The organism is Duganella dendranthematis, from assembly GCF_012849375.1.
Classification (GTDB): domain Bacteria; phylum Pseudomonadota; class Gammaproteobacteria; order Burkholderiales; family Burkholderiaceae_D; genus Rugamonas; species Rugamonas dendranthematis.
The window spans coordinates 3,232,210-3,257,222 of sequence record NZ_CP051684.1; the positions used below are offsets into that span (position 1 = coordinate 3,232,210).

A 25,013-nucleotide genomic window follows, 5' to 3' on the forward strand; every position below is an offset into this window, starting at 1 on the left:
TTTACGTAAGCAAGAGATGCTTAGGTAAAAGCAGTATCGTTCTTTAACAATCTGGAAGAAGTAAAGTTTTATTAGGTGTGTGTCGACAGATACACGCCTGGGTAGTAAAACTCATCATCACAAAGTAGTAAATGCTTAGAACTATAGCCGTCAAGGTTATAGGGACAAGTGAATAAGTGCACATGGTGGATGCCTTGGCGATTACAGGCGATGAAGGACGTAGTAGCTTGCGATAAGCTGCGGGGAGCTAGCAAACAAGCTTTGATCCGCAGATTTCCGAATGGGGAAACCCGGCCTTTTAGGTCATCACTCACTGAATACATAGGTGTGTGAAGCGAACGCGGCGAACTGAAACATCTAAGTAGCTGCAGGAAAAGAAATCAACCGAGATTCCCAAAGTAGTGGCGAGCGAAATGGGAAGAGCCTGCACGTGATAGTCGGACTGATAATGGAATGCTCTGGAAATGGCAGCCATAGCGGGTGATAGCCCCGTACATGAAATCAGACCGGTGGTACTAAGCGTGCGACAAGTAGGGCGGGACACGAGAAATCCTGTCTGAATATGGGGGGACCATCCTCCAAGGCTAAATACTCGTAATCGACCGATAGTGAACCAGTACCGTGAGGGAAAGGCGAAAAGAACCCCGGGAGGGGAGTGAAATAGATCCTGAAACCGTGTGCATACAAACAGTAGGAGCGGACTTGTTCCGTGACTGCGTACCTTTTGTATAATGGGTCAGCGACTTACATTCAGTGGCAAGGTTAACCGAATAGGGAAGCCGTAGAGAAATCGAGTCCGAACAGGGCGATAGTCGCTGGGTGTAGACCCGAAACCAAGTGATCTACTCATGGCCAGGATGAAGGTGCGGTAACACGCACTGGAGGTCCGAACCCACTAATGTTGAAAAATTAGGGGATGAGCTGTGGGTAGGGGTGAAAGGCTAAACAAACTTGGAAATAGCTGGTTCTCTCCGAAAACTATTTAGGTAGTGCCTCAAGTATCACCATCGGGGGTAGAGCACTGTTATGGCTAGGGGGTCATCGCGACTTACCAAACCATTGCAAACTCCGAATACCGATGAGTGCGAGCTTGGGAGACAGACGTCGGGTGCTAACGTCCGGCGTCAAGAGGGAAACAACCCAGACCGCCAGCTAAGGTCCCAAAGATTGGCTAAGTGGAAAACGAAGTGGGAAGGCTAAAACAGTCAGGATGTTGGCTTAGAAGCAGCCATCATTTAAAGAAAGCGTAATAGCTCACTGATCGAGTCGTCCTGCGCGGAAGATGTAACGGGGCTAAGCCAGTCACCGAAGCTGCGGATATGCTTTTAGCATATGGTAGGAGAGCGTTCTGTAAGCCTGCGAAGGTGTCTTGTAAAGGATGCTGGAGGTATCAGAAGTGCGAATGCTGACATGAGTAGCGATAATGGGGGTGAAAAGCCCCCACGCCGTAAGCCCAAGGTTTCCTGTTCAACGTTCATCGGAGCAGGGTGAGTCGGCCCCTAAGGCGAGGCAGAGATGCGTAGCTGATGGGAAGCAGGTTAATATTCCTGCACCGTCGTATGATGCGATGGGGGGACGGATCGCGGAAGGTTGTCTGACTGTTGGAATAGTCAGTTTCTGCTTCATAGAAGGTGCTTAGGCAAATCCGGGCACGTAATTCAAGGGAGTGGGACGAGTGTACTTGTACACGTAGCAATCGGAAGTGGTTCCAAGAAAAGCCTCTAAGCTTCAGTCATACGAGACCGTACCGCAAACCGACACAGGTGGGCGAGATGAGTATTCTAAGGCGCTTGAGAGAACTCGGGAGAAGGAACTCGGCAAATTGGTACCGTAACTTCGGGAAAAGGTACGCCCTTGTAGCTTGGCTGATTTACTTCAGTAGGGCGAACGGGTTGCAATAAACTGGTGGCTGCGACTGTTTAATAAAAACACAGCACTCTGCAAACACGAAAGTGGACGTATAGGGTGTGACGCCTGCCCGGTGCTGGAAGATTAAATGATGGGGTGCAAGCTCTTGATTGAAGTCCCAGTAAACGGCGGCCGTAACTATAACGGTCCTAAGGTAGCGAAATTCCTTGTCGGGTAAGTTCCGACCTGCACGAATGGCGTAACGATGGCCACACTGTCTCCTCCCGAGACTCAGCGAAGTTGAAATGTTTGTGATGATGCAATCTACCCGCGGCTAGACGGAAAGACCCCATGAACCTTTACTGTAGCTTTGCATTGGACTTTGAACCAATCTGTGTAGGATAGGTGGGAGGCTTTGAAGTAGGGACGCCAGTCTCTATGGAGCCAACCTTGAAATACCACCCTGGTTTGTTTGAGGTTCTAACCTTGGTCCGTTATCCGGATCGGGGACAGTGCATGGTAGGCAGTTTGACTGGGGCGGTCTCCTCCTAAAGTGTAACGGAGGAGTTCGAAGGTACGCTAATTACGGTCGGACATCGTGATGATAGTGCAATGGCATAAGCGTGCTTAACTGCGAGACTGACAAGTCGAGCAGGTACGAAAGTAGGACATAGTGATCCGGTGGTTCTGTATGGAAGGGCCATCGCTCAACGGATAAAAGGTACTCTGGGGATAACAGGCTGATTCCTCCCAAGAGTTCATATCGACGGGGGAGTTTGGCACCTCGATGTCGGCTCATCACATCCTGGGGCTGTAGCCGGTCCCAAGGGTATGGCTGTTCGCCATTTAAAGTGGTACGTGAGCTGGGTTTAAAACGTCGTGAGACAGTTTGGTCCCTATCTGCCGTGGGCGTTGGAAATTTGAAGGGGGCTGCTCCTAGTACGAGAGGACCGGAGTGGACAGACCTCTGGTGTACCGGTTGTCACGCCAGTGGCATTGCCGGGTAGCTAAGTCTGGAAGAGATAACCGCTGAAAGCATCTAAGCGGGAAACTTGCCTTAAGATGAGATTTCCCAGAGCCTTGAGCTCTTTGAAGGGTCGTTCGAGACCAGGACGTTGATAGGTCAGGTGTGGAAGTGCAGTAATGCATTAAGCTAACTGATACTAATTGCCCGTACGGCTTGTCCCTATAACCTTGACGGTTATACGCATTTACTCTGATGATGAGTGGTGCTACCCAACACAAAACTTTACTTCTCCCAGATTCGCTGTGCAGCCGTTGGCTGCACAGCACACAAGTCAAAGCTTGATGACCATAGTAAGTCGGTCCCACCCCTTCCCATCCCGAACAGGACCGTGAAACGACTCTACGCCGATGATAGTGCTGCAACCAGTGTGAAAGTAGGTTATCGTCAAGCTAGTTATTAGAAGAAGCCCCCTCCGGTGATCCGGTCGGGGCTTTTTCGCGTTTATACTCTTTGCATGAATGAACATACTGCAAGAGACGTCGTGCTGGTCCGCGCCATCGAGACCACCGATCAAAACAAGGAGATCCTCAGCGACGATGATCGCCTGTATGCCAGCCGCAGTGCGCGCGAGCTGGCGCAGTGGCGGGCGGCGGACCGCAAGTCGGAAGCCACCGGCGACGATTTCCTCCAACAGCGCGCCGAACAAATCCTCAAGCGCCTGGCCGAACGCCATCCGGCATTTGCCGGCTTCCTGCAACAGCGGGCGCCGTTGCGTGCGCTGGGCTGGGCCTTGCCGGTCATCGGCCTGTTGCTTGGCGCCGGTCTCGACCGCATCACCGATCCGCATCGTGTCGATTTATTGTCGGCGCCGCTGCTGTTGATCATTGCGTGGAATCTGCTGGTCTACCTGGGCTTGCTGATCTGGCTGTTTATTCCATCGAAACCACGCGTGCCGCGTCGCCTGAAGCCACCGCGTAAATTGCCGGCGGTGTTGTCCACTGCGTTGGTGAATTTCGCCACCGACTGGTCGCAGCTGAGTGCCAAGTTGACGTCCGCTCGCCTCAGTCGCACCATTCATCTGAGCGCGGCCATGTTTGCCACTGGCGCGCTGCTTTCGTTGTACGCGCGCGGCCTGCTGTCGCAATATGCCGCCGGCTGGGAAAGCACCTTCCTCGACGCGGAGCAGGTTCATAATCTGCTGACCATCCTGTTTGCGCCGGCCGTCTCGCTATTCCACCTGCAAGGTTTCACGCTGGCGGAGATTGACGCGCTGCGCTTCCCCAATACGACGGCGGCGGGCGGCGGCGCGCGCTGGGTTCACCTGTATGCCGCCACCATCGTGCTGCTGGTTGTATTGCCGCGCTTGCTGCTGGCGGCGTTCGCGCAATGGCGCGCGGCACGGCTGGCGCGTCACTTCCCGCTCGATCTGGAACAGCCTTACTTCCGCAAGCTGAACGATGCAATGGGCATGGCGCAAGGCGGCACGCTGCGAGTGCTGCCGTACAGCTTTACCGTCGACGAGCAACGCCACCGCCGCCTGCAGAAGATCGCCAGTGAAATGTTTGGCGAGCAGGGCCGCCTGATGTTGCGGCCATCGACCGCCTACGGCGAAATGCCACAAGTGAGCGACGATACCGAGGCCGCCGCAACCGCAGCGTTGTTTAATCTGAGTGCAACACCTGAGCAGGAAAACCACGGCGCTTTCCTCGATGCGCTGACCAGCGCTGTGCCGCGCGGCGTGACCGTGCTGCTGGACGAATCCGCTTATCTGGAGCGCATGGGGCCGGAGCGTCTGGCCGAACGCATCGCCTTGTGGCAGGAGTTCTGCCGTTTCCATCGAACCGCTGCCACGGTCGTTAATCTGCAGGCGCCGGCATGAGCAATACCATTCAACTGGCACTGATCTCGCACACCAACAACGGCAAGACCACCTTGGCGCGCACGCTGATGGGCGTGGATGTCGGCGAGGTACGCGATGCTGCTCACGTCACCGTCCACTCCGAGCCGCATACCTTGCTGACCACGCCGCAAGGCGATGTGTTGCAGCTGTGGGATACGCCCGGTTTCGGCGATTCGGTGCGTTTGCAAAAGCGCCTGGCGCAGGCCGGCAACCCGATTGGCTGGTTCCTGCGCGAAGTGCTGGACCGCTATCGCGACCGGCCGTTCTGGCTGAGCCAGCAAGCGCTGCGCGCCGCGCGTGACTCCGCCGACATCGTACTGTATCTGGTGAATTCGTCCGAAGATCCGCAGGACGCCGGTTACGTGCCGGCCGAGATGAAGATTCTTGATTGGCTGGGCAAGCCGGTGGTCGTATTGCTGAACCAGACCGGCCGTCCGCGTCCGCTAGCGGAAGAGCAGCTGGAGCAAGCACGCTGGCGCGATCATCTGCGCCAATATCCTGCCGTGCGCGACCTGTTGGCGCTCGATGCCTTCGCCCGCAGCTGGGTGCATGAGCGGGTGTTTTATGACGCGCTGGCCAAGTTGCTGCCGTCGGAATTGCAGCCTGCCTACGCGCGCCTGTTCAGTGTATGGGAAGCGCGCAACGCCGACCGTTACGAGCAATCGATGGAGCTGCTGGCCACGCAATTATTGGCCGCCGTGCTCGACAGCGAGGCCATGCCGGAAGAGGGCGCGGGCATGCTCAAGTCCGCGTTGAAAGTGGTCGGTATCGGCCGCAATGCCGCGCAGCAGCGGCAGGACCAGGCGATGGGCCAACTGGTCGCGCGCCTCAATCGACGCACCACCGAGACGACGCGTGAGCTGCTGATACTGCATCAGCTGGACCCGGCCAACGTGGCGCAAATCAGCGAGCAGGTGCGCGAGCATTTCGCCGTGCGGGCACCGATCGACAAGGCGCAAGCCGGCCTGCTGGGCGCAATGATTTCCGGCGCGGCGACCGGTTTGTCGGCGGACCTGCTGGCGGGTGGTCTGACGCTGGGCGGTGGCGCCTTGCTCGGTGGCCTGGCTGGCGCGCTGACGTTTGCCGGTGCCGCATGGGGGTTCAATTCCAGCACCGACCGTCATCAGGCGACGATGCAATTCACCGATGCGTTCATGCAGACACTGGTGGTGGCCGGCATCCTGCGCTATCTGGCGGTGGCGCATTTCGGCCGGGGGCGCGGCAGCTTTGTTGATGGCGAAGCGCCGGCGTTCTGGCAAAGCGCGGTCGAGCAGGTGGTGACGCAGCATCAGGCCGAGCTGGCCGCCGTGTGGAAACAGGCGCGCCATGCACCCACCGTGCTGCAACCGTTGATGAAAAAGATGGTATCGGCGACGCTGGCGCAGCTCTATCCCGGCCTGGCGCCGCGCGCTTAGATCAACCGCGCCGCTTCCACCGGCTGTACGTTGAGCAGGCGCCGCACGGCATGCGCTTCTTCACTCGGGCTGCGGCCAAAGTAGCGTTTGAATTCACGGCTGAATTGCGACGGGCTTTCATAGCCGACTTGCGCCGACGCAGCCTGTGCCGTCATGTCGTTGCGCGCCATCAGCAGCCGCGCTTGCAGCAGGCGCGCCGATTTCAGATACTGGATCGGCGAACAATGCGTGACCGACTTGAAGTGAACGTGAAAGGCCGGCACGCTCATGCTGGCTTCCGCCGCCAGCATGCCGACGTCGATGTCGGCCGCATAGTCGGCGTGGATGCGGCGCAAGGCCTTGGCGATGCGGCCGAACTGCCCCTGGCTGGTGAGTGCCGCGCGCATTGCCGCGCCTTGCTCGCCCATCAGTGCGCGGTAGCAGATTTCACGCACGATGCCCGGTCCCAGTACGCGCGCTTCCAGCGGCGAGTTCAGCGCTTCGAGCAGGCGCAGCACGGTGTCGCGCAGGCGCTCGTCCATGCGCGTGACCATCATCCCTTTCGGCATGGCCGGCACTTCGGTATCGCTCTGGTCGATGGCAAACATCAGGTCGGCCAACGTGGTGCGGTCGACGCGGATCGAGATGCCGAGAAACGGATGCTCCGGCGACGCCTCGGTGGTGGCGGTGAACGGCATCGGCACCGCCACCACCAGGTAATGGTCGGCGTCGAACTGCATCGTCTCGTTGCCGAAGTAGGTGCGCTTGCGGCCCTGTATGGCAATGGCGATGCACGGCTCGTACATCACCGGCGATTTGGTGGTGCTTTGCGTGGAGCGAGTCAGGCGTACGTCATCTACCAACGTTTCGGTATAGCCATCGGTGCGCGCCATCTGGGTGTGCAGGGCGATCATGCGGTCCACGCTTCTACTCCTCTTGTATGCGGTCTGGAATAGGAATGATCCATGATTCCTGGTCCCGCCGCTACCGTTGATGGCGCGATCTATAGGATTAGGCAAGAACTGCATAGCCATGTGCATTTGCAGCATGGCCGTTCCTCCGTAAGATGCAGCCTGTGTTAATGGCCTGGGGAGGATGCATCATGACGGAAACTCATCGCAAAGTTATTTTGATCGCCGGCGCCAGCCGGGGATGCGGTCCGGCCACCGCGCGTCAGCTGGCGGGCGAGGGACATCACGTGGTGCTGGGCGCGCGCCGTTCCAGCAAGCTGCACGCGCTGGTGGCGGAAATCCGCAAGGCCGGCGGCTCGGCCGAATGGTTCGCGCTGGACGTCAATCAGCCGGAGGAAATGCGTGAATTCCTGGCGTTTGCGCATGATGTCCACAAGCGCGTCGACGTGGTCATCAACAACGTTTGAACAAGATCTGAATCAGGCTGTCTGCCGTGGCCTGCAGTTGTTGCGGGCCATGGTAGATGCGCTCCATCACAACATTGCCGCGCGTGAAAGTCACCAGCAGGCGGGCCGCGTCTTGCGGCGATAAGGTCAGGCGCTCACGGGCGTCCGGTTGCGACAGCCGCGCTTCCAATACTTCTCCTAATCCTTCCAGCATGCCGCGCAGGGCGTTGCGTACCGGCTCGTCCATGGCGGTTTCGTCGGTGGCGATCTTGGTCGTCAGGCAGCCGCGCGTGCGCGACGACGGCATGTCGTCCAGTTGCGGCACCGGCTCGGACATCGAACTGATCACATACGCAAAGTAGGCGCGCAGCGCGGCTTCCGGATCCGGCAACTGCATGCGCTCGCGCACCATGTCCAGATAATGGCGCTGATAGCGCGCGAACGCCAGCAGGAAGATACTCTGTTTGTCGCCATAGGCGTGGTAGAGGGAGCCGCGCTGCACGCCGGTAGCTTTCGCCAGATCCGGCATGGAGGTCGCGCCATAGCCCTGACGCCAGAATACGTGCATTGCCCGTTCCAGCGCCTGGTCTTCGTCAAATTGTCTTATGCCTGCCATGGGGGCATTATCAAGATGTTTGACAGCGGTGTCAAGTTTGACTATGCTGTCAAACATGATTGCAGCTTTGAAGGATTTTTGATGGATACCGTAGAAAATCGGGGCGCCACCGCGCGTGCCATTTTTGCCGGCCTGTGCGCCAGCCTGGTGGGCATCGGCCTGGCGCGCTTTGCCTATACGCCGCTGATACCGCCGATGATCGAGGCGCACTGGTTTGCCGCCAAGGATGTGATTTACCTTGGCGCCGCCAATCTGGTCGGCTATCTGATCGGCGCCTTGATGGGGCGGCCGCTGGCGCGCCGCTATGGTGCGCGCCGTACCTTGCGCGCCATGATGCTGCTGGCGTCGGCAGCGTTTTTCGCCTGCGCGTTTCCGCTGTCGGTGACGTGGTTCTTCGGCTGGCGGCTGATGTCGGGCATTTCCGGCGGCATTATCATGGTGCTGGCGGCGATGACGGTGCTGCCACATGTGCCGGCGCATCGCAAGGGGATGGCGAGTGGCGCCATCTTCCTCGGCATCGGCCTGGGCATTGCGGCGTCCGGCACTGTGGTGCCGTTGCTGCTGGATCTGGGCATGCGGGCAACGTGGCTCGGGCTGGGTGTGTTGTCGCTGTTGCTGAGCTTCGCCAGCTGGGCATGCTGGCCGCATGCGGTGCACACGCCGGTGCCGGTCGGCGCGCCGAGTGCTGCGGCGCAGGCGGCGGTGCGCTTCGACTTGAATCTGCTGTATCTGCAATATGCGCTGATGGCGGTAGGACTGGTGCCGATGATGGTGTTCCTGGTGGATTACGTGGCGCGCGGCCTCGGCTGGGGCACGCACACTGCGGCGCTGTTCTGGATTGTGTATGGCGTCGGCGCGATTGCCGGGCCGATGGCGTATGGCGCGCTGTCCGATCGTATCGGGCCTGCGCCGACCAGTCACCTGACGATCTGGCTGCAACTCGGCGCGATTGGGCTGATGATGTTTTCGACCGATCACATGGTGCTGCTGGCGGCTACGCTGGTGATCGGTTCCTTCCCGCCCGGGATTGTGCCGATTACGCTGAGCCGGGTGCAGCGCATCCTGGAGGGCGATGCGCATGCGCAGAACGTAGTGTGGAGCAAGGCCACTACCGTGTTTGCGTTGTTCCAGGCGCTGGCCGGTTATACCTATTCCTATGTGTTTGCACACAGCGGCGGTAACCACCGCCTGTTGATGGGCATCGGCGCCGGGGCACTGGTGATCGCCCTGCTGGCGGACGGCGTCAAAAAAGCCCTTGCCAAACCCAGGACTGCCTTGTTATGATTCTGTCCCTCGCAGAACAACGCATGCAAATGCAGAGTGAAGCGAGAAAAAAGAAGGTTGACGAAATGCAGTAAATGCTTCATACTCTTCCTTCTTCGCTGATGAACAAAACGCTTCTTCAGCCAGTAACACAGAATGATCTTTAAAAATTTACAGTCGATAAGTGTGGGCATTTGGTGCTGCAACAAAAAGCATTAAATGCTCAACAAAGAAATATTCAGTAGAAATACTGTCAGTATTTTTGAGAAGAGCGAACCAGTGACCAGCAGTGGTCACAAACAGAGATTAAACTAAAGAGTTTGATCCTGGCTCAGATTGAACGCTGGCGGCATGCCTTACACATGCAAGTCGAACGGCAGCACGGAGCTTGCTCTGGTGGCGAGTGGCGAACGGGTGAGTAATATATCGGAACGTACCCTGGAGTGGGGGATAACGTAGCGAAAGTTACGCTAATACCGCATACGATCTAAGGATGAAAGTGGGGGCTCGCAAGACCTCATGCTCCTGGAGCGGCCGATATCTGATTAGCTAGTTGGTAGGGTAAAAGCCTACCAAGGCATCGATCAGTAGCTGGTCTGAGAGGACGACCAGCCACACTGGAACTGAGACACGGTCCAGACTCCTACGGGAGGCAGCAGTGGGGAATTTTGGACAATGGGCGCAAGCCTGATCCAGCAATGCCGCGTGAGTGAAGAAGGCCTTCGGGTTGTAAAGCTCTTTTGTCAGGGAAGAAAAGGGTCTGGCTAATATCTAGGCCTCATGACGGTACCTGAAGAATAAGCACCGGCTAACTACGTGCCAGCAGCCGCGGTAATACGTAGGGTGCAAGCGTTAATCGGAATTACTGGGCGTAAAGCGTGCGCAGGCGGTTTTGTAAGACTGTCGTGAAATCCCCGGGCTCAACCTGGGAATGGCGATGGTGACTGCAAGGCTAGAGTTTGGCAGAGGGGGGTAGAATTCCACGTGTAGCAGTGAAATGCGTAGATATGTGGAGGAACACCGATGGCGAAGGCAGCCCCCTGGGTCAAAACTGACGCTCATGCACGAAAGCGTGGGGAGCAAACAGGATTAGATACCCTGGTAGTCCACGCCCTAAACGATGTCTACTAGTTGTCGGGTCTTAATTGACTTGGTAACGCAGCTAACGCGTGAAGTAGACCGCCTGGGGAGTACGGTCGCAAGATTAAAACTCAAAGGAATTGACGGGGACCCGCACAAGCGGTGGATGATGTGGATTAATTCGATGCAACGCGAAAAACCTTACCTACCCTTGACATGGATGGAATCTCCGAGAGATTGGAGAGTGCCCGAAAGGGAACCATTACACAGGTGCTGCATGGCTGTCGTCAGCTCGTGTCGTGAGATGTTGGGTTAAGTCCCGCAACGAGCGCAACCCTTGTCATTAGTTGCTACGAAAGAGCACTCTAATGAGACTGCCGGTGACAAACCGGAGGAAGGTGGGGATGACGTCAAGTCCTCATGGCCCTTATGGGTAGGGCTTCACACGTCATACAATGGTACATACAGAGCGCCGCCAACCCGCGAGGGGGAGCTAATCGCAGAAAGTGTATCGTAGTCCGGATTGTAGTCTGCAACTCGACTGCATGAAGTTGGAATCGCTAGTAATCGCGGATCAGCATGTCGCGGTGAATACGTTCCCGGGTCTTGTACACACCGCCCGTCACACCATGGGAGCGGGTTTTACCAGAAGTAGGTAGCTTAACCGTAAGGAGGGCGCTTACCACGGTAGGATTCGTGACTGGGGTGAAGTCGTAACAAGGTAGCCGTATCGGAAGGTGCGGCTGGATCACCTCCTTTCTAGAGTTTGCAGGTTCTTCGGAACATGCCAAGTGCTCACACTTATCTGCTGTATCGTTCTTTAACAATCTGGAAGAAGTAAAGTTTTATTAGGCGTGTGTCGACAGATACATGCCTGGGTAGTAAAACTCATCATCACAAAGTAGTAAATGCTTGAACTATAGCCGTCAAGGTTATAGGGACAAGTGAATAAGTGCACATGGTGGATGCCTTGGCGATTACAGGCGATGAAGGACGTAGTAGCTTGCGATAAGCTGCGGGGAGCTAGCAAACAAGCTTTGATCCGCAGATTTCCGAATGGGGAAACCCGGCCTTTTAGGTCATCACTCACTGAATACATAGGTGTGTGAAGCGAACGCGGCGAACTGAAACATCTAAGTAGCTGCAGGAAAAGAAATCAACCGAGATTCCCAAAGTAGTGGCGAGCGAAATGGGAAGAGCCTGCACGTGATAGTCGGACTGATAATGGAATGCTCTGGAAATGGCAGCCATAGCGGGTGATAGCCCCGTACATGAAATCAGACCGGTGGTACTAAGCGTGCGACAAGTAGGGCGGGACACGAGAAATCCTGTCTGAATATGGGGGGACCATCCTCCAAGGCTAAATACTCGTAATCGACCGATAGTGAACCAGTACCGTGAGGGAAAGGCGAAAAGAACCCCGGGAGGGGAGTGAAATAGATCCTGAAACCGTGTGCATACAAACAGTAGGAGCGGACTTGTTCCGTGACTGCGTACCTTTTGTATAATGGGTCAGCGACTTACATTCAGTGGCAAGGTTAACCGAATAGGGAAGCCGTAGAGAAATCGAGTCCGAACAGGGCGATAGTCGCTGGGTGTAGACCCGAAACCAAGTGATCTACTCATGGCCAGGATGAAGGTGCGGTAACACGCACTGGAGGTCCGAACCCACTAATGTTGAAAAATTAGGGGATGAGCTGTGGGTAGGGGTGAAAGGCTAAACAAACTTGGAAATAGCTGGTTCTCTCCGAAAACTATTTAGGTAGTGCCTCAAGTATCACCATCGGGGGTAGAGCACTGTTATGGCTAGGGGGTCATCGCGACTTACCAAACCATTGCAAACTCCGAATACCGATGAGTGCGAGCTTGGGAGACAGACGTCGGGTGCTAACGTCCGGCGTCAAGAGGGAAACAACCCAGACCGCCAGCTAAGGTCCCAAAGATTGGCTAAGTGGAAAACGAAGTGGGAAGGCTAAAACAGTCAGGATGTTGGCTTAGAAGCAGCCATCATTTAAAGAAAGCGTAATAGCTCACTGATCGAGTCGTCCTGCGCGGAAGATGTAACGGGGCTAAGCCAGTCACCGAAGCTGCGGATATGCTTTTAGCATATGGTAGGAGAGCGTTCTGTAAGCCTGCGAAGGTGTCTTGTAAAGGATGCTGGAGGTATCAGAAGTGCGAATGCTGACATGAGTAGCGATAATGGGGGTGAAAAGCCCCCACGCCGTAAGCCCAAGGTTTCCTGTTCAACGTTCATCGGAGCAGGGTGAGTCGGCCCCTAAGGCGAGGCAGAGATGCGTAGCTGATGGGAAGCAGGTTAATATTCCTGCACCGTCGTATGATGCGATGGGGGGACGGATCGCGGAAGGTTGTCTGACTGTTGGAATAGTCAGTTTCTGCTTCATAGAAGGCGCTTAGGCAAATCCGGGCGCGTAATTCAAGGGAGTGGGACGAGTGCACTTGTGCACGTAGCAATCGGAAGTGGTTCCAAGAAAAGCCTCTAAGCTTCAGTCATACGAGACCGTACCGCAAACCGACACAGGTGGGCGAGATGAGTATTCTAAGGCGCTTGAGAGAACTCGGGAGAAGGAACTCGGCAAATTGGTACCGTAACTTCGGGAAAAGGTACGCCCTTGTAGCTTGGCTGATTTACTTCAGTAGGGCGAACGGGTTGCAATAAACTGGTGGCTGCGACTGTTTAATAAAAACACAGCACTCTGCAAACACGAAAGTGGACGTATAGGGTGTGACGCCTGCCCGGTGCTGGAAGATTAAATGATGGGGTGCAAGCTCTTGATTGAAGTCCCAGTAAACGGCGGCCGTAACTATAACGGTCCTAAGGTAGCGAAATTCCTTGTCGGGTAAGTTCCGACCTGCACGAATGGCGTAACGATGGCCACACTGTCTCCTCCCGAGACTCAGCGAAGTTGAAATGTTTGTGATGATGCAATCTACCCGCGGCTAGACGGAAAGACCCCATGAACCTTTACTGTAGCTTTGCATTGGACTTTGAACCAATCTGTGTAGGATAGGTGGGAGGCTTTGAAGCAGGAACGCCAGTTTCTGTGGAGCCAACCTTGAAATACCACCCTGGTTTGTTTGAGGTTCTAACCTTGGTCCGTTATCCGGATCGGGGACAGTGCATGGTAGGCAGTTTGACTGGGGCGGTCTCCTCCTAAAGTGTAACGGAGGAGTTCGAAGGTACGCTAATTACGGTCGGACATCGTGATGATAGTGCAATGGCATAAGCGTGCTTAACTGCGAGACTGACAAGTCGAGCAGGTACGAAAGTAGGACATAGTGATCCGGTGGTTCTGTATGGAAGGGCCATCGCTCAACGGATAAAAGGTACTCTGGGGATAACAGGCTGATTCCTCCCAAGAGTTCATATCGACGGGGGAGTTTGGCACCTCGATGTCGGCTCATCACATCCTGGGGCTGTAGCCGGTCCCAAGGGTATGGCTGTTCGCCATTTAAAGTGGTACGTGAGCTGGGTTTAAAACGTCGTGAGACAGTTTGGTCCCTATCTGCCGTGGGCGTTGGAAATTTGAAGGGGGCTGCTCCTAGTACGAGAGGACCGGAGTGGACAGACCTCTGGTGTACCGGTTGTCACGCCAGTGGCATTGCCGGGTAGCTAAGTCTGGAAGAGATAACCGCTGAAAGCATCTAAGCGGGAAACTTGCCTTAAGATGAGATTTCCCAGAGCCTTGAGCTCTTTGAAGGGTCGTTCGAGACCAGGACGTTGATAGGTCAGGTGTGGAAGTGCAGTAATGCATTAAGCTAACTGATACTAATTGCCCGTACGGCTTGTCCCTATAACCTTGACGGTTATACGCATTTACTCTGATGATGAGTGGTGCTACCCCAACAACTAAACTTTACTTCTCCCAGATTCGCTGTGCAGCCGTTGGCTGCAGAGCACACAAGTCAAAGCTTGATGACCATAGTAAGTCGGTCCCACCCCTTCCCATCCCGAACAGGACCGTGAAACGACTCTACGCCGATGATAGTGCTGCAACCAGTGTGAAAGTAGGTTATCGTCAAGCTAGTTATTAGAAGAAGCCCCCTCCGGTGATCCGGTCGGGGCTTTTTCGCGTCTGTCATCGCTATGTAACACGATGTGGATAAGCTTGCTGATCTTATAATTAGAGTAGAGATCAGCATGAAAAAATTCTCCTTGGTGTCGCTTGCCGTATTTTCCGTCCTGGCAGGCTGCGGTGGCAGCGATAGCAGCAGCCAACCGGCCGCTAAACCATCGATCACCGGCGTCTTTCTGGACAACACGGTAGAGAACCTGGACTATGTCTCCGGTGCCTCCGCCAAGGCCGCCACCAATGCCAAGGGCGAATATACCTGCTACGCTGGCGATACCGTCACCTTCAGCGTCGGCGGCATCAACCTGGGCAGCGCACTGTGCGCGCCGAGCATCACGCCGCTGGAACTGGCCGGCACCACCGACATCAAGAACGTCAAAGTCATCAACCGCCTGCTGGCGTTGCAATTGCTGGATGACGACAGCGATCCATCCAACGGCATCAAGCTGAACGCCGACGTGAAAACCGCACTGGCCGCCAAGACCGCCGACTTTACCGCCGCCGCCGATGTCTTCAACACCGCGATGAACGCCAACCTGGCCGCCGCCGGCGCCAAGTACGCCGCTCGCACCATTGACGACACCCGCCGCGCGCTGGTGCGCGAACACTTTGAAGACACGCTGGCCTCCAAGCTGGGCGCGCCGGTCAACGAAAGCTTCAGCCAGACCACGCCACTGGGCGCGGTCGCGGTGACCGTTACCCGCTACCAGATGCAGGCGGCCGCCAGCTATTACATTCCATACGAAGGCGCCAACGCCAAGGTTAAGGAAGAATTCCCGCTGGGCTTCCTGCCATCGTACGGGTCTTCGCTGGCGTTCAAGGGCACCAACGCTAATGGTGACCTGGAGTTCTACGGCCTGACCGACCGCGGCCCGAATGGCGATGGTCCTAACCTGCCATCGCTGAACGGCTCCGGCGTCACTGGCGCAAAGATCTTCCCGTCGCCGAGCTTTGCGCCAGCGTTCGGCGTCATCACAGTCGGCAAGAGCGGCGCGGTACTGACGTCGTCCACGCCGATCAAGGCATCGGCCACCGTGAAGACTTCCGGCCTGGCGATTCCACCTGGCACAGTCGGTAATTCAGCCGAACTGCCAGTGATGGACGAGATGAAATACAACCCCAACAGCAAAGCCACGTTTGATCCTAACGGCCTCGATACGGAAGCTATCGTCGTCGATAAGAAGCGTAACGTGCTGTGGGTATCGGATGAGTACGGCCCGTTCATCGTCAAAATCGATCCGGCCACCGGCATCATTCTGAACAAATACGCACCAGGCAGCGGCCTGCCGGACATCTTCCTGAAACGCCGCGCCAACCGCGGCATGGAAGGCCTGGCGCTGGACACCAGTACCGACAAGCTGCACGGCTTCCTGCAAAGCCCGCTGACCGACGGCAGCACCACTTATACCGTCACCGGCAAAAGCGAGCTGATCGAACGCTATGCGCGCTTCACCCGCTGGACCGAGTTCGATCCAACCAGTGGCAAGGCCGGCAAGATGTACGCCTATCCGCTGGACGGCGCCGATTACCAGGATGGCCGTACCGGCAATGCCAAACTGGGCGACGTGGTCGCGCTGGGCAACGGCAAGTTCATCGTGATCGAGCAGGGCGCGGCGCCGAGCGGCAAAGTGTTCAACAAGCTGATGCTGGTGGAGATCGGCGCAGCGACCGATATCGCGGCGGCCGGCTTCAACGTCACCACGTCCGACCTGGAGAAGAGCAGCATGGGCGGCGTAGCCGTCAACGGTGCAGACTGGAAAGCCGTGACCACGCTGAAGAAAACCCTGTTGCTGGATCTGAACGCTATCGGCTGGCTGGCGGAGAAAGCCGAAGGTCTGACCATTGTTGACGGCAACACCCTGGCACTGGCCAACGATAACGACTTCGGCATGAAGACCAAGGTGTTCGATGCCAGCGGCAAAGCGATTGAAGATGCCGATGTCACCAAGTGCAATATCGATGCGAACGGCGTCATCATCACCAGCAGCGCGGCTGGCTGCAATGCCGCCAACAGCATTCGCGTGGCGCGCGGCACGGATGCGGAGCGTCCAAGCCGCCTGTGGCTGATCAAGTTCGGCAAGGCGCTGACGACGTTCTAAGTTTTAAACGCGGCGCGGGAGGCGTCCCGTCACATAGTTGTCACAAGCTTGTAATAACTCTATGGGATATTGCACGTTTGCTCATAACTCCAACGGGACGCCACCATGTCAATCGCACTGCCGAAATCTGCCTCTGCCATTCAATTCCTGCTGCTTGCAGCCTTGCCGATGGGGATGGCGGCTGCGGCCGACTTCACCGTCAACGGCGCCAGCAAGACCCTGCAAACGCTGAGCACTGGCGACAAGGGCACGATCTCGGCAGGCAGTTCGCTGACCAATGGCGACGACAAAGTCGCCATCACCATTACAGGTGATAACGCCACGCTGAACAACTTCGGCACCATCCTGCAGACCGGCACCGGCCGCGCGATCCGCGACAACACCGGCGTCAAGAACCTGACCATCAACAACGCCGCCGGCGCGCTGATGCAGACCGCCGACGCCGATGTGATTCAGATGAACAAGGCCAAGGCCGGCGTCACCCTGAACAATTCCGGTTCGATGATTTCGCTGAATGCCAGCGCCGGCGGCGCGCAGGCGGTGGACTTCGGCACCATTACCAGTGGGGCCAACGTGATCAACAACCTGGCCGGCGGCCTACTTAAGGCCACCGACGCCGATGCGGTGCGTACCGGCGTCAACGGCGTGGTCAACAACAGCGGCAAGATCCAGTCCAACATCACCAAGTCCGACGGCAAAGGCAGCGACGCCATCGATGCGCAAAACGCCTCCGGCTTGCAGGTATTTAATCTGTCGGGCGGCTTGATCGAAGGCGGCCGGCACGGTATTACCGGCGCCCAGCTGGATACTGCCACCGCCTTCGCGCTCAACGTGAGCAACAGCGCCGGCGCCACCATCAGCGGCCTGAACGGTTCCGGCATCAATATAGACGGCTTCAACAGCAAGCAGCTGGCCCTCATCGTCAACAACGGCACCATCACCGGCCAGGGCATTACCGGCGATGGCGACGGCATTGATGTGGACGGCGTGGTCGACATCACCAACGGCGGCACCATCCGTTCGATCAACGCCTTCAGTGCGGTGGCCGACGGCATGGCGTTCAGCGAAGGCATCAGCGTGGGCGGTGGCCGCATCAGCAATTCGGGCCTGATCGAAGGCCTGGTCAGCGCCGGCAACACCAATGCGGTGGGACGCGGCATTACCCTGGCCGGCAACGACCTCGCTGCCGGCGGACGTGAAGGCTTGTATGCCGACGCCACCATCGCCAACCTCAGCGGCGGCGTGATCCGTGGCCAGAGCGATTCGGGCATCGTGGTGGTGGGCTTGGCCAGCGGCCACACGGTGACGATCTACAACAACAGCGGCGCATCGATCTTCGGCGGCGGCGCGCTCAATGCCGCCATCCTCGGTAATGCCGACAATACGGTCATCGTGAGCGGCGGCATCATTAACGGTGCCAGCAGCGGCAAGGCGATCGAACTGGGCAGCGGCAAGAACAGCGTGACGATTACCGGCGGCGCCGTTAGCGGCAGCATCAACGGCGGCAGCGGCAGCCAGAATACGCTGACCATCACTGCCGGCGCCGGCAAAAGCTTTGCCTACGCCGGCGCGATCAGCAATTTCAGCAAGGTGGAAATCCAGAGCGGCAATGTGACGTTCTCCGGTGTCAGCAGCTACAGCGGCACCACGCAGCTGAGCGGCGGCGTGCTGACGCTGGATGGCGCACAGCGGCTGTCCGCTAACAGCGCGCTCGCGCTGAATGGCGGCACGCTGCGCCTGACCAACGCCGGCACGCAAGGCCAGACCTTTGCCAGACTGTCGCTGACCGGCGATTCGTCGGTGCTGCTGGGCGGCTCGTCGCTGACCTTTGGCGGCCTGGGCGCGATTGTCAGCGGCAAGACGCTGAGCTTCACCGAAGCGGCCTCGGGCATCTACGCCTTCCGCCTGCTGGGCGATTATTCGGCCGACGCCGGCTTCCTCGCCTTGCTGGGCGCTACCCAAATCAACGGTGCCGGCGCGACCTACGCCTACGATGGCACTTACACCACGGTGCTGGCCGCCGTGCCGGAGCCAGGCACCTACGCCATGCTGTGTGCCGGCCTGGGGCTGATGGGCGTGATGTCGCGTCGCCGCCGCACCAAGGTTTAGCCGATATCAAGGCGGGCTGGCCGCCAGATTGCTACCTTCTCAGGGATGACCCTGTGAGGAAAGCCGAATGGAATATGCGCAGCTGAAACCCGGCCGCCGTTTTGCCCCGCTCCAAAGTTTGTTGTATTACAGTCAGCGCATCGTGACCTATCCCACGCTGCGCCGGCTGGTGGTGCGCGCGCTGAGCGGTGCGGTGCGGATGCGCCAAGGTGCCGGCAAGGAGTTGTACGCTGCCACGCCGGCCGAAGAGGTGGCGCTGGCCGACTTGCGGCATAGCGGATACGCGCCGCTCGGCAATCTGCTGGATGGCATGCAGTGCGATGAAATCCGCGCCTGGCTCAGCGACAAGCTCTTGACCGATCGCGACCGCGAGCGTCCCGGCTTCACGCTGGCCCAGCGCGCGGAAGGGGTGCGCGTGGCGGATTATCATTTGCGCGATGTGATTGCATGTCCGCATATTTTGGCCTTGGCGAATAGCCCACCGCTGCTGGGTTTGGCTGCGCGCTACATGGAGTGCAAGCCGACCATTTCCGCGCTGGGTTTGCGCTGGTCGTTTCCGGTGCCGGGTGACGACAGCGCCTTGCAAGCCTTCCACCGCGATTCCGAGGATTGGCGCTATCTGAAAGTGCTGGTCTACCTGACCGATGTGGATGACGGCGCCGGGCCGCACGTCTATCTGCACGGCAGCCACCTGACACAGGCGCCGATGCGGCTGCGCTTCTACAGCGACAGCGAGATCTCCAACGCCCACAGCGCCGACATGCTGCTGATCGCCACCGGCACGCGCGGCTTCTGCTTCGCGGTGGACACCGCCGGTATCCACAAGGGTGCGGCGCCGGCCTTGCAACCGCGCCTGATGCTACAAATCCAGTATTCGCTGCTACCGAGTTACGCCTACCGCTACGCGCCGGAGCGCTATCAAGGGCCGCTGGAATTGGACCCCTACGTCAATCGCCTGATTCTTCGTCCCTCTGCTTGGCATGGCTGATGGCTTCGCCGTCGGTCTTGCGCAAGGTCCAGAAGGTGAACGACGACAGCACCGTCAGTACAGCCAATGCCAGGAAGGCGTGATGCAGCGCGGAAGTCAGCGCCACGCGATTGGACTGCGGCAGATCGCCGAGGAACCAGCCGGTGATCAGCGAGCCGGCGGCCAGGCCAAAGCTGGCCGACAGCTGCTGCATCGAGCTGGCGATGGTGCTGGCCATGCTGGAATTGGTGCCATCCACATCGGCGTAGGCGATGGTGTTCATGCTGGAGAATTGCAGCGAATTGAAGAAGCCCAGGCACAGGCTGATCGCTACAATCACGTACAACGGCGTGCCTTGCTGCACAAAGGTGAACATGCTGATGGTGACGCCGATCAGCAGCGTGTTCACCGTCAGCACCTGGCGGTAGCCGAAGCGCCCCAGCACCCGTGACGCGATCGCCTTCATGCCCATGGCCGCCGCAGCGGACGGCATCATCAGCAAGCCCGATTGCCAGGCCGGCAGGCCGAGGCCCAATTGATACAGCAGCGGCAGCAGGAAAGGCAGGCCGCCGACGCCGATGCGCGTGACGAAGCCGCCGGCCACCGATACGCGGAAGGTGCGGATCTTGAACAAGGCCAGTCGCAGCAAGGGGAATTCCGCATCCTGCGCATGCCACACGTAAGCTGCCAGCAGCGCACAGGAGATAAACAGCAGCACAGAGGCGGAGGTCACGTCCAGCTTATGTTCGCCGAACACTTCCAGCAGCCATGACAGCAGCGCGATACCGGTGCCGAATAAAACCAGTCCAACGAAATCCAGCGGCCGCGGATTGTCTTCGCGGTAGTCGGGCATGTGTTTGTTTGCGAGGAACAGCGCCACCAGCGCCACCGGCACATTGATGAAGAAGATGTCACGCCACGTCATCCAGTGCACGATCAGGCCACCGATGGTGGGGCCGAGCAATGGACCGATCAGCGCCGGGATGATGACGAAGTTCATCGCCGCCAGCAGCTCGTTCTTGGGGAAGGTGCGGACGATGGTCAGGCGCCCGACCGGCATCATCATCGCCGCGCCAAAGCCTTGCAGCAGCCGTGACGCCACCAGCATCGGTGAGTTGACCGACAGGCCGCACAGCACCGAAGCGATAGTAAAAATGGCAATCGCGGTCATGAACACGCGGCGCGTGCCGAAGCGGTCCGCCATCCAGCCGCTGACGGGAATCGACACCGCCAGACTGAGAATGTAGCTGGTGACCACCGCCTTCAGGCTCAGTGGCGTGACATTCAGGCTAGCCGCCATCGCGGGGATGGCAGTGTTGACGACGGTGGAGTCCAGCTGCTCCATGAAGAGGGTAGTAGCGACGACCCAGGGCAGGTAGCGCTTGGCGGAGGCGGTGGCGATGGCGTTCATGGTGTGATTGTCACACAAAACAAACACCGTCGTCATAAGGGCGTCACGATTGGCGGGTAAGTTGCGAACATCGCCAGACCCTTTGGGAGTAGACATGGAGATCAAGCCACCACGCCGCACTTTTATCCGCCAGATGGCCGCGTCCACCGCGCTGTTGGGCGTTGGCGCGGCGGGCCTGGGCGGCTGCACCAGCACTGCCTCCGGCATGGCCGATGGCGTGGCGGCCGGCTTCCGGCATGGCGTGGCGAGCGGCGATCCTTTGCGCGACCGTGTGATCCTGTGGACCCGCGTGACACCGGCACATGCGGGCGACATCGCCGTGCGCTGGCAGATGGCGACAGATGCGTCCATGCAGCAGGTGATCGCGCATGGCAGTGTGTTCACGTCCGCGCAGCAGGACTATACGGTGAAGGTGGATGCGGCCGGGCTGCTGCCGGGGCACGTCTACTATTATCAGTTTGCGGTGGATGGCGACAAGTCGGTGGTGGGCCGCACCAAGACGCTGCCGCGTGGCGATGCGCGCCAGGTCAAGCTGGCGGTGTTCTCGTGCTCGAATTATCCGGCCGGGTATTTCAACGTCTATGCCGACGCGGCGCGCCAGAACGACGTCGACGCCGCGCTGCATATCGGCGACTACATCTACGAATACGAAAGTACCGGCTACGCCTGCGGCAATGCGGAGACGCTGGGACGTCTGTCCGAGCCGCGCGAACTGCTGCTGCGGCTGGAGGATTATCGCCGCCGCTATGCGCAGTACCGTTCCGATCCCGACCTGCAGGCGGTGCATGCTGCCATGCCCTTTATCGCCGTGTGGGACGATCACGAGTTCGCCGACGACACCTGGCGCGATGGCTCGGTCGATCACAAGACCAGCAAATACGGACCGTTCGCGCTGCGGAAACAGGCGGCGCTGACGGCGTACCACGAGTGGATGCCGATCCGCGTGCCGGACATGGAGGCGCCAGACAAGATTTATCGTTCGTTCGATTTCGGCGGCATCGTCTCGCTGCACATGCTGGATACGCGATTGATCGCGCGCGATCAGCAGCTGATGATGTCGTCCTACTACGACGAACACAAACATTTCGATGTGGAGAAGTACAAGCAGGATGTCTGTTCGCCACGCCGCCAGATGCTCGGCCATGAGCAGATGGCCTGGCTGGAAGGGCAAGTCAACCGCTCCACTGCGCGCTGGCAGATGCTGGGACAGCAGGTGCTGATGGCGCGTATGGAGTATCCGACCGCCGTGGTGATGGGCGAATGCAATCGCTCCGACTATGCGGCGTTGAAAAAGCGCGCGGCTGCCGATCCGTCCTGCATCGACGCCAGGCAGCAGCGCTGGTTGTCCGGATCTACCTTGCCGTGCTATCTGGATTCCTGGGATGGTTATCAGGCCGACCGCGAACATGTATTCGAGATGATGCAGAAGCACCGCAAGAACCTGGTGGTATTGGCCGGCGATACGCACAATGCCTGGGCCAGCGATCTGCACGACGCGCAGGGCAAGCAGGTGGGCGTGGAGTTTGCGACGGCATCGGTGTCATCGCCGGGGATGGAGGGCGCGTACCCGGACCGCGATCCGGAAGACGTGGCGAACATGATGGTGGAGCTGATCGAACCGCTGTACTACGCGCAGACCAGCAAGCGCGGCTACATGATTGTCACCGCCAGCCATGAGCAGGTCCGCTGCGACTGGCGCTTTGTCGATACGGTGTTCAAGCATGAGTACACGGCGGCGACGGAGCGCAGCCTGCGCGTGCTGCCGGGGCCGGGCAACCGCCGCATCGAGGAATGCCAGGGCGCTTAGGTAGATGAAGCCGCTGTGTTGTCCCAGCGGTTTTCGAACAGGATCTCGGTGAGCGGGCGGCGCTGGTCCCATTTTTCCAGTTCCAGCATCGGCGCGGTGTAGAACTCGTGCACCTGGCCGACGCACAGCACGGCGATCGGCTGGCTGCCTTCCGGCATGCCGACGATGTCGCGCAGCCGCTGTGGATCGAACATCGACACCCAGCCGGCGCCGATGCCTTCCGCGCGGGCGGCCAGCCAGAAGTTTTGTAGCGCGCAGGCGGCCGATGCGAGATCCATCTCCGGCATGGTGCGACGGCCGAAGATGTATTGATCGCGCTTGTCGATCAGGCCCACCACCAGCACTTCCGCACAATCGAGTATGCCTTCCACCTTGAGCTTCATGAAATCGTCGGCGCGCTGCCCCAGCGCTTCAGCGGTCTTGATACGCTCTTCGTTCACATGCTGGTGGATGCGGGCGCGCAGCGCTGCATCGGTAATGCGGACGAAGCGCCATGGCTGCATGTAGCCGACGCTGGGGCCATGGTGGGCGGCGCCGAGGAAGCGTTCCAGCTGGCCCGGTTCCAGCGGCCCTGGTTTGAAGTGGCGCACATCGCGGCGTTCGCGGATGGCGCGGTAGACGCCGGAGACTTCGGCGTCGCTGTAGGCGTGCGGATTCATTTGAGTGCGATCAGTGCATCGAGAAGTGGCTGCGTGGCGTCGGCGATGCGATCCAGGCTGGCTTCGCGCAGGGCCGAGGTGTCCACGGTGTTGTCCGAATTGAGGCCGGCCCATTGCAGCAGGGCGCTGATGGCTTGCGGTGTGTCGAACAGGCCGTGCAGATAAGTACCGAGGATCTGGCCGTCCGCCGACAGCGCGCCTTCCGGCCGGCCGTCGATGAAGAAGGCCGGCGTGGCTAACGCGCCGCCGGTAGAAACGCCCATGTGGATTTCATAGCCAATAACCGGCGCCTGGGTGTCGCCGAAAGCGCATACGCCCTGTACCTGCATCAGCCGCTTTTCCGGACTCATTTCGGTGGCCATGTCGAGCAGGCCGAGTGCCGGTGACACGCCGGCCTTGCCTTCCATGCCCAGCGGATCGGTGACTTCGCGGCCCAGCATCTGGAAGCCGCCGCAGACGCCGATCACCTTGCCGCCGTAGCGCAGGTGGCGCTGGATGTGCGCCTCCCAGCCTTGCGCGCGCAGCCAGGCCAGGTCGCCGCGCGTGTTCTTGCTGCCGGGGAGGATGATCAGGTCAGCTTGCGGTATCGGCTGGCCTTCGCGCACGAAGTGCAGGTCGACGTCCGGGTGGGCGCGCAGCGCGTCGAAGTCGGTGTGGTTGCTCATGCGCGGCATGCTGGGGACCGCCACGCGGAACGCGCCGCGCGAGGCTTGCACCGGCTGCACGGCGTCTTCGGCGTCGAGGAACAGGCCATGCAGGTAGGGCAGCACCGCCAGCACCGGCTTGCCGGTTTGCTGCTCCAGCCAATCCAGGCCAGGTTCCAGCAGCTTGATGTCGCCGCGGAAGCGGTTGATGACGAAGCCGATGGTGCGCCGCCGTTCGCTCTCCGACAGGCAGGAAAGCGTGCCGACAATGTGGGCGAACACGCCGCCACGGTCGATGTCCGCCACCAGTATCACCGGGCAGTCGACCTTTTCGGCGAAGCCCATGTTGGCGATGTCGCGGTCGCGCAGGTTGATTTCGGCCGGGCTGCCGGCGCCTTCCACCATCACGCAGTCGTATTGCTGCAGCAGGCGCTCATGCGATTCGAGCACCGCCTGCATGGCGACGGTTTTGTATTGGTGATAATCGCGGGCGTTCATCTCGGCCCGTACTTTGCCGTGGATGATGACTTGCGCGCCGATGTCGCTCGATGGTTTGAGCAGGATCGGATTCATATCGGTGTGCGGCGCCAGGCCGGCGGCGATGGCTTGCAGCGCTTGCGCGCGGCCGATTTCGCCGCCGTCCGCTGTGACGGCGCTGTTGAGCGCCATGTTCTGCGGCTTGAACGGTACCACGCGCACGCCTCGGCGTTTGAGCAGGCGGCATAGCGCCGCCACGACCGTGCTTTTGCCGGCGTCCGAGGTGGTCCCCTGGATCATCAGGGTGGAGTAGGGGAAGCTCAT

Annotated in this window: 13 protein-coding genes and 5 rRNA genes; 13 read left to right on the top strand and 5 right to left on the bottom strand. The window is 58.9% G+C overall.

The features are described 5' to 3' along the window. The first annotated feature begins 162 nt into the window (after positions 1-162). The 4 genes from HH213_RS14700 to HH213_RS14715 all read left to right on the top strand — a co-directional run bounded on the left by HH213_RS14700 (position 163) and on the right by HH213_RS14715 (position 6,130). Positions 163-3,036 (top strand): 23S ribosomal RNA (locus HH213_RS14700). Positions 3,037-3,152: 116 nt separating this feature from the next. Next, positions 3,153-3,265, top strand: a 5S ribosomal RNA gene (gene rrf / locus HH213_RS14705). A gap of 64 nt (positions 3,266-3,329) precedes the next feature. After that, on the top strand, positions 3,330-4,694 hold the full coding sequence (locus tag HH213_RS14710; protein WP_169112708.1) for a DUF2868 domain-containing protein: 1,365 nt from the start codon (positions 3,330-3,332) through the stop codon (positions 4,692-4,694). Beyond that, the gene (locus HH213_RS14715) at positions 4,691-6,130 is read left to right on the top strand and encodes a GTPase domain-containing protein (RefSeq protein WP_169112709.1); all 1,440 of its coding nucleotides are present in this window, start codon (positions 4,691-4,693) and stop codon (positions 6,128-6,130) included. The genes HH213_RS14710 and HH213_RS14715 overlap by 4 nt, the downstream gene beginning before the upstream one ends. Here the strand turns inward: HH213_RS14715 and HH213_RS14720 are convergent. Next, positions 6,127-7,023: an AraC family transcriptional regulator gene (locus HH213_RS14720; RefSeq protein ID WP_169115189.1), complete on the bottom strand. Its 897-nt coding sequence runs from the start codon at positions 7,021-7,023 to the stop codon at positions 6,127-6,129. The two genes, HH213_RS14715 and HH213_RS14720, sit on opposite strands and share 4 nt — an antisense overlap. A 188-nt stretch (positions 7,024-7,211) precedes the next feature. Between HH213_RS14720 and HH213_RS14725 the strand changes: the two genes are divergently transcribed. Further along, positions 7,212-7,487: an SDR family NAD(P)-dependent oxidoreductase gene (locus tag HH213_RS14725; protein ID WP_110850170.1), complete on the top strand. Its 276-nt coding sequence runs from the start codon at positions 7,212-7,214 to the stop codon at positions 7,485-7,487. Here HH213_RS14725 and HH213_RS14730 read toward each other — a convergent pair. Further along, positions 7,474-8,082, bottom strand: coding sequence for a TetR/AcrR family transcriptional regulator (locus tag HH213_RS14730; RefSeq protein WP_169112710.1), 609 nt, complete (start codon positions 8,080-8,082; stop codon positions 7,474-7,476). The genes HH213_RS14725 and HH213_RS14730 overlap by 14 nt on opposite strands. A gap of 81 nt (positions 8,083-8,163) precedes the next feature. Between HH213_RS14730 and HH213_RS14735 the strand changes: the two genes are divergently transcribed. The 7 genes from HH213_RS14735 to HH213_RS14765 all read left to right on the top strand — a co-directional run bounded on the left by HH213_RS14735 (position 8,164) and on the right by HH213_RS14765 (position 19,712). Beyond that, positions 8,164-9,366, top strand: a complete 1,203-nt coding sequence (locus tag HH213_RS14735; protein ID WP_169112711.1) for a YbfB/YjiJ family MFS transporter — start codon at positions 8,164-8,166, stop codon at positions 9,364-9,366. 287 nt (positions 9,367-9,653) lie between these two features. Further along, a 16S ribosomal RNA gene (locus HH213_RS14740) occupies positions 9,654-11,184 on the top strand. Positions 11,185-11,363: 179 nt separating this feature from the next. Continuing rightward, positions 11,364-14,237, top strand: a 23S ribosomal RNA gene (locus HH213_RS14745). Positions 14,238-14,355: 118 nt separating this feature from the next. Further along, positions 14,356-14,468 (top strand): 5S ribosomal RNA (gene rrf, locus HH213_RS14750). Together the 16S, 23S and 5S rRNA genes form the textbook arrangement of a ribosomal RNA operon. Before the next feature lie 116 nt (positions 14,469-14,584). Next, on the top strand, positions 14,585-16,615 hold the full coding sequence (locus HH213_RS14755) for an esterase-like activity of phytase family protein (protein WP_169112712.1): 2,031 nt from the start codon (positions 14,585-14,587) through the stop codon (positions 16,613-16,615). Between the two features lie 105 nt (positions 16,616-16,720). Further along, on the top strand, positions 16,721-18,724 hold the full coding sequence (locus tag HH213_RS14760; protein ID WP_169112713.1) for a PEP-CTERM sorting domain-containing protein: 2,004 nt from the start codon (positions 16,721-16,723) through the stop codon (positions 18,722-18,724). 67 nt (positions 18,725-18,791) lie between these two features. Beyond that, entirely contained in the window at positions 18,792-19,712 is a 921-nt protein-coding gene (locus tag HH213_RS14765) for a phytanoyl-CoA dioxygenase family protein (protein ID WP_169112714.1), read from the top strand. Here the strand turns inward: HH213_RS14765 and HH213_RS14770 are convergent. Continuing rightward, positions 19,672-21,102 carry a DHA2 family efflux MFS transporter permease subunit gene (locus HH213_RS14770; protein WP_110850157.1) on the bottom strand — a complete coding sequence of 477 codons (1,431 nt, stop codon included), beginning with the start codon at positions 21,100-21,102 and terminating at the stop codon, positions 19,672-19,674. The two genes, HH213_RS14765 and HH213_RS14770, sit on opposite strands and share 41 nt — an antisense overlap. Positions 21,103-21,196: 94 nt before the next feature. On the opposite strand from HH213_RS14770, the gene HH213_RS14775 reads away from it, so the two are divergent. Next, the gene (locus HH213_RS14775) at positions 21,197-22,909 is read left to right on the top strand and encodes an alkaline phosphatase D family protein (protein WP_169112715.1); all 1,713 of its coding nucleotides are present in this window, start codon (positions 21,197-21,199) and stop codon (positions 22,907-22,909) included. Here the strand turns inward: HH213_RS14775 and bluB are convergent. Beyond that, positions 22,906-23,568, bottom strand: a complete 663-nt coding sequence (bluB, locus tag HH213_RS14780; protein ID WP_110850151.1) for a 5,6-dimethylbenzimidazole synthase — start codon at positions 23,566-23,568, stop codon at positions 22,906-22,908. The two genes, HH213_RS14775 and bluB, sit on opposite strands and share 4 nt — an antisense overlap. Further along, positions 23,565-25,013, bottom strand: coding sequence for a cobyric acid synthase (locus HH213_RS14785; RefSeq protein ID WP_169112716.1), 1,449 nt, complete (start codon positions 25,011-25,013; stop codon positions 23,565-23,567). The genes bluB and HH213_RS14785 overlap by 4 nt, the downstream gene beginning before the upstream one ends.

Bases quoted from the DNA above. Each gene is read 5' to 3' on its own strand.
- HH213_RS14710 (WP_169112708.1), top strand. From the start codon at position 3,330: ATGAATGAACATACTGCAAGAGACGTCGTGCTGGTCCGCGCCATCGAG.
- HH213_RS14715 (WP_169112709.1), top strand. From the start codon at position 4,691: ATGAGCAATACCATTCAACTGGCACTGATCTCGCACACCAACAACGGC.
- HH213_RS14720 (WP_169115189.1), bottom strand. From the start codon at position 7,023: ATGATCGCCCTGCACACCCAGATGGCGCGCACCGATGGCTATACCGAA.
- HH213_RS14725 (WP_110850170.1), top strand. From the start codon at position 7,212: ATGACGGAAACTCATCGCAAAGTTATTTTGATCGCCGGCGCCAGCCGG.
- HH213_RS14730 (WP_169112710.1), bottom strand. From the start codon at position 8,082: ATGGCAGGCATAAGACAATTTGACGAAGACCAGGCGCTGGAACGGGCA.
- HH213_RS14735 (WP_169112711.1), top strand. From the start codon at position 8,164: ATGGATACCGTAGAAAATCGGGGCGCCACCGCGCGTGCCATTTTTGCC.
- HH213_RS14755 (WP_169112712.1), top strand. From the start codon at position 14,585: ATGAAAAAATTCTCCTTGGTGTCGCTTGCCGTATTTTCCGTCCTGGCA.
- HH213_RS14760 (WP_169112713.1), top strand. From the start codon at position 16,721: ATGTCAATCGCACTGCCGAAATCTGCCTCTGCCATTCAATTCCTGCTG.
- HH213_RS14765 (WP_169112714.1), top strand. From the start codon at position 18,792: ATGGAATATGCGCAGCTGAAACCCGGCCGCCGTTTTGCCCCGCTCCAA.
- HH213_RS14770 (WP_110850157.1), bottom strand. From the start codon at position 21,102: ATGAACGCCATCGCCACCGCCTCCGCCAAGCGCTACCTGCCCTGGGTC.
- HH213_RS14775 (WP_169112715.1), top strand. From the start codon at position 21,197: ATGGAGATCAAGCCACCACGCCGCACTTTTATCCGCCAGATGGCCGCG.
- bluB (WP_110850151.1), bottom strand. From the start codon at position 23,568: ATGAATCCGCACGCCTACAGCGACGCCGAAGTCTCCGGCGTCTACCGC.
- HH213_RS14785 (WP_169112716.1), bottom strand. From the start codon at position 25,013: ATGAGCTTCCCCTACTCCACCCTGATGATCCAGGGGACCACCTCGGAC.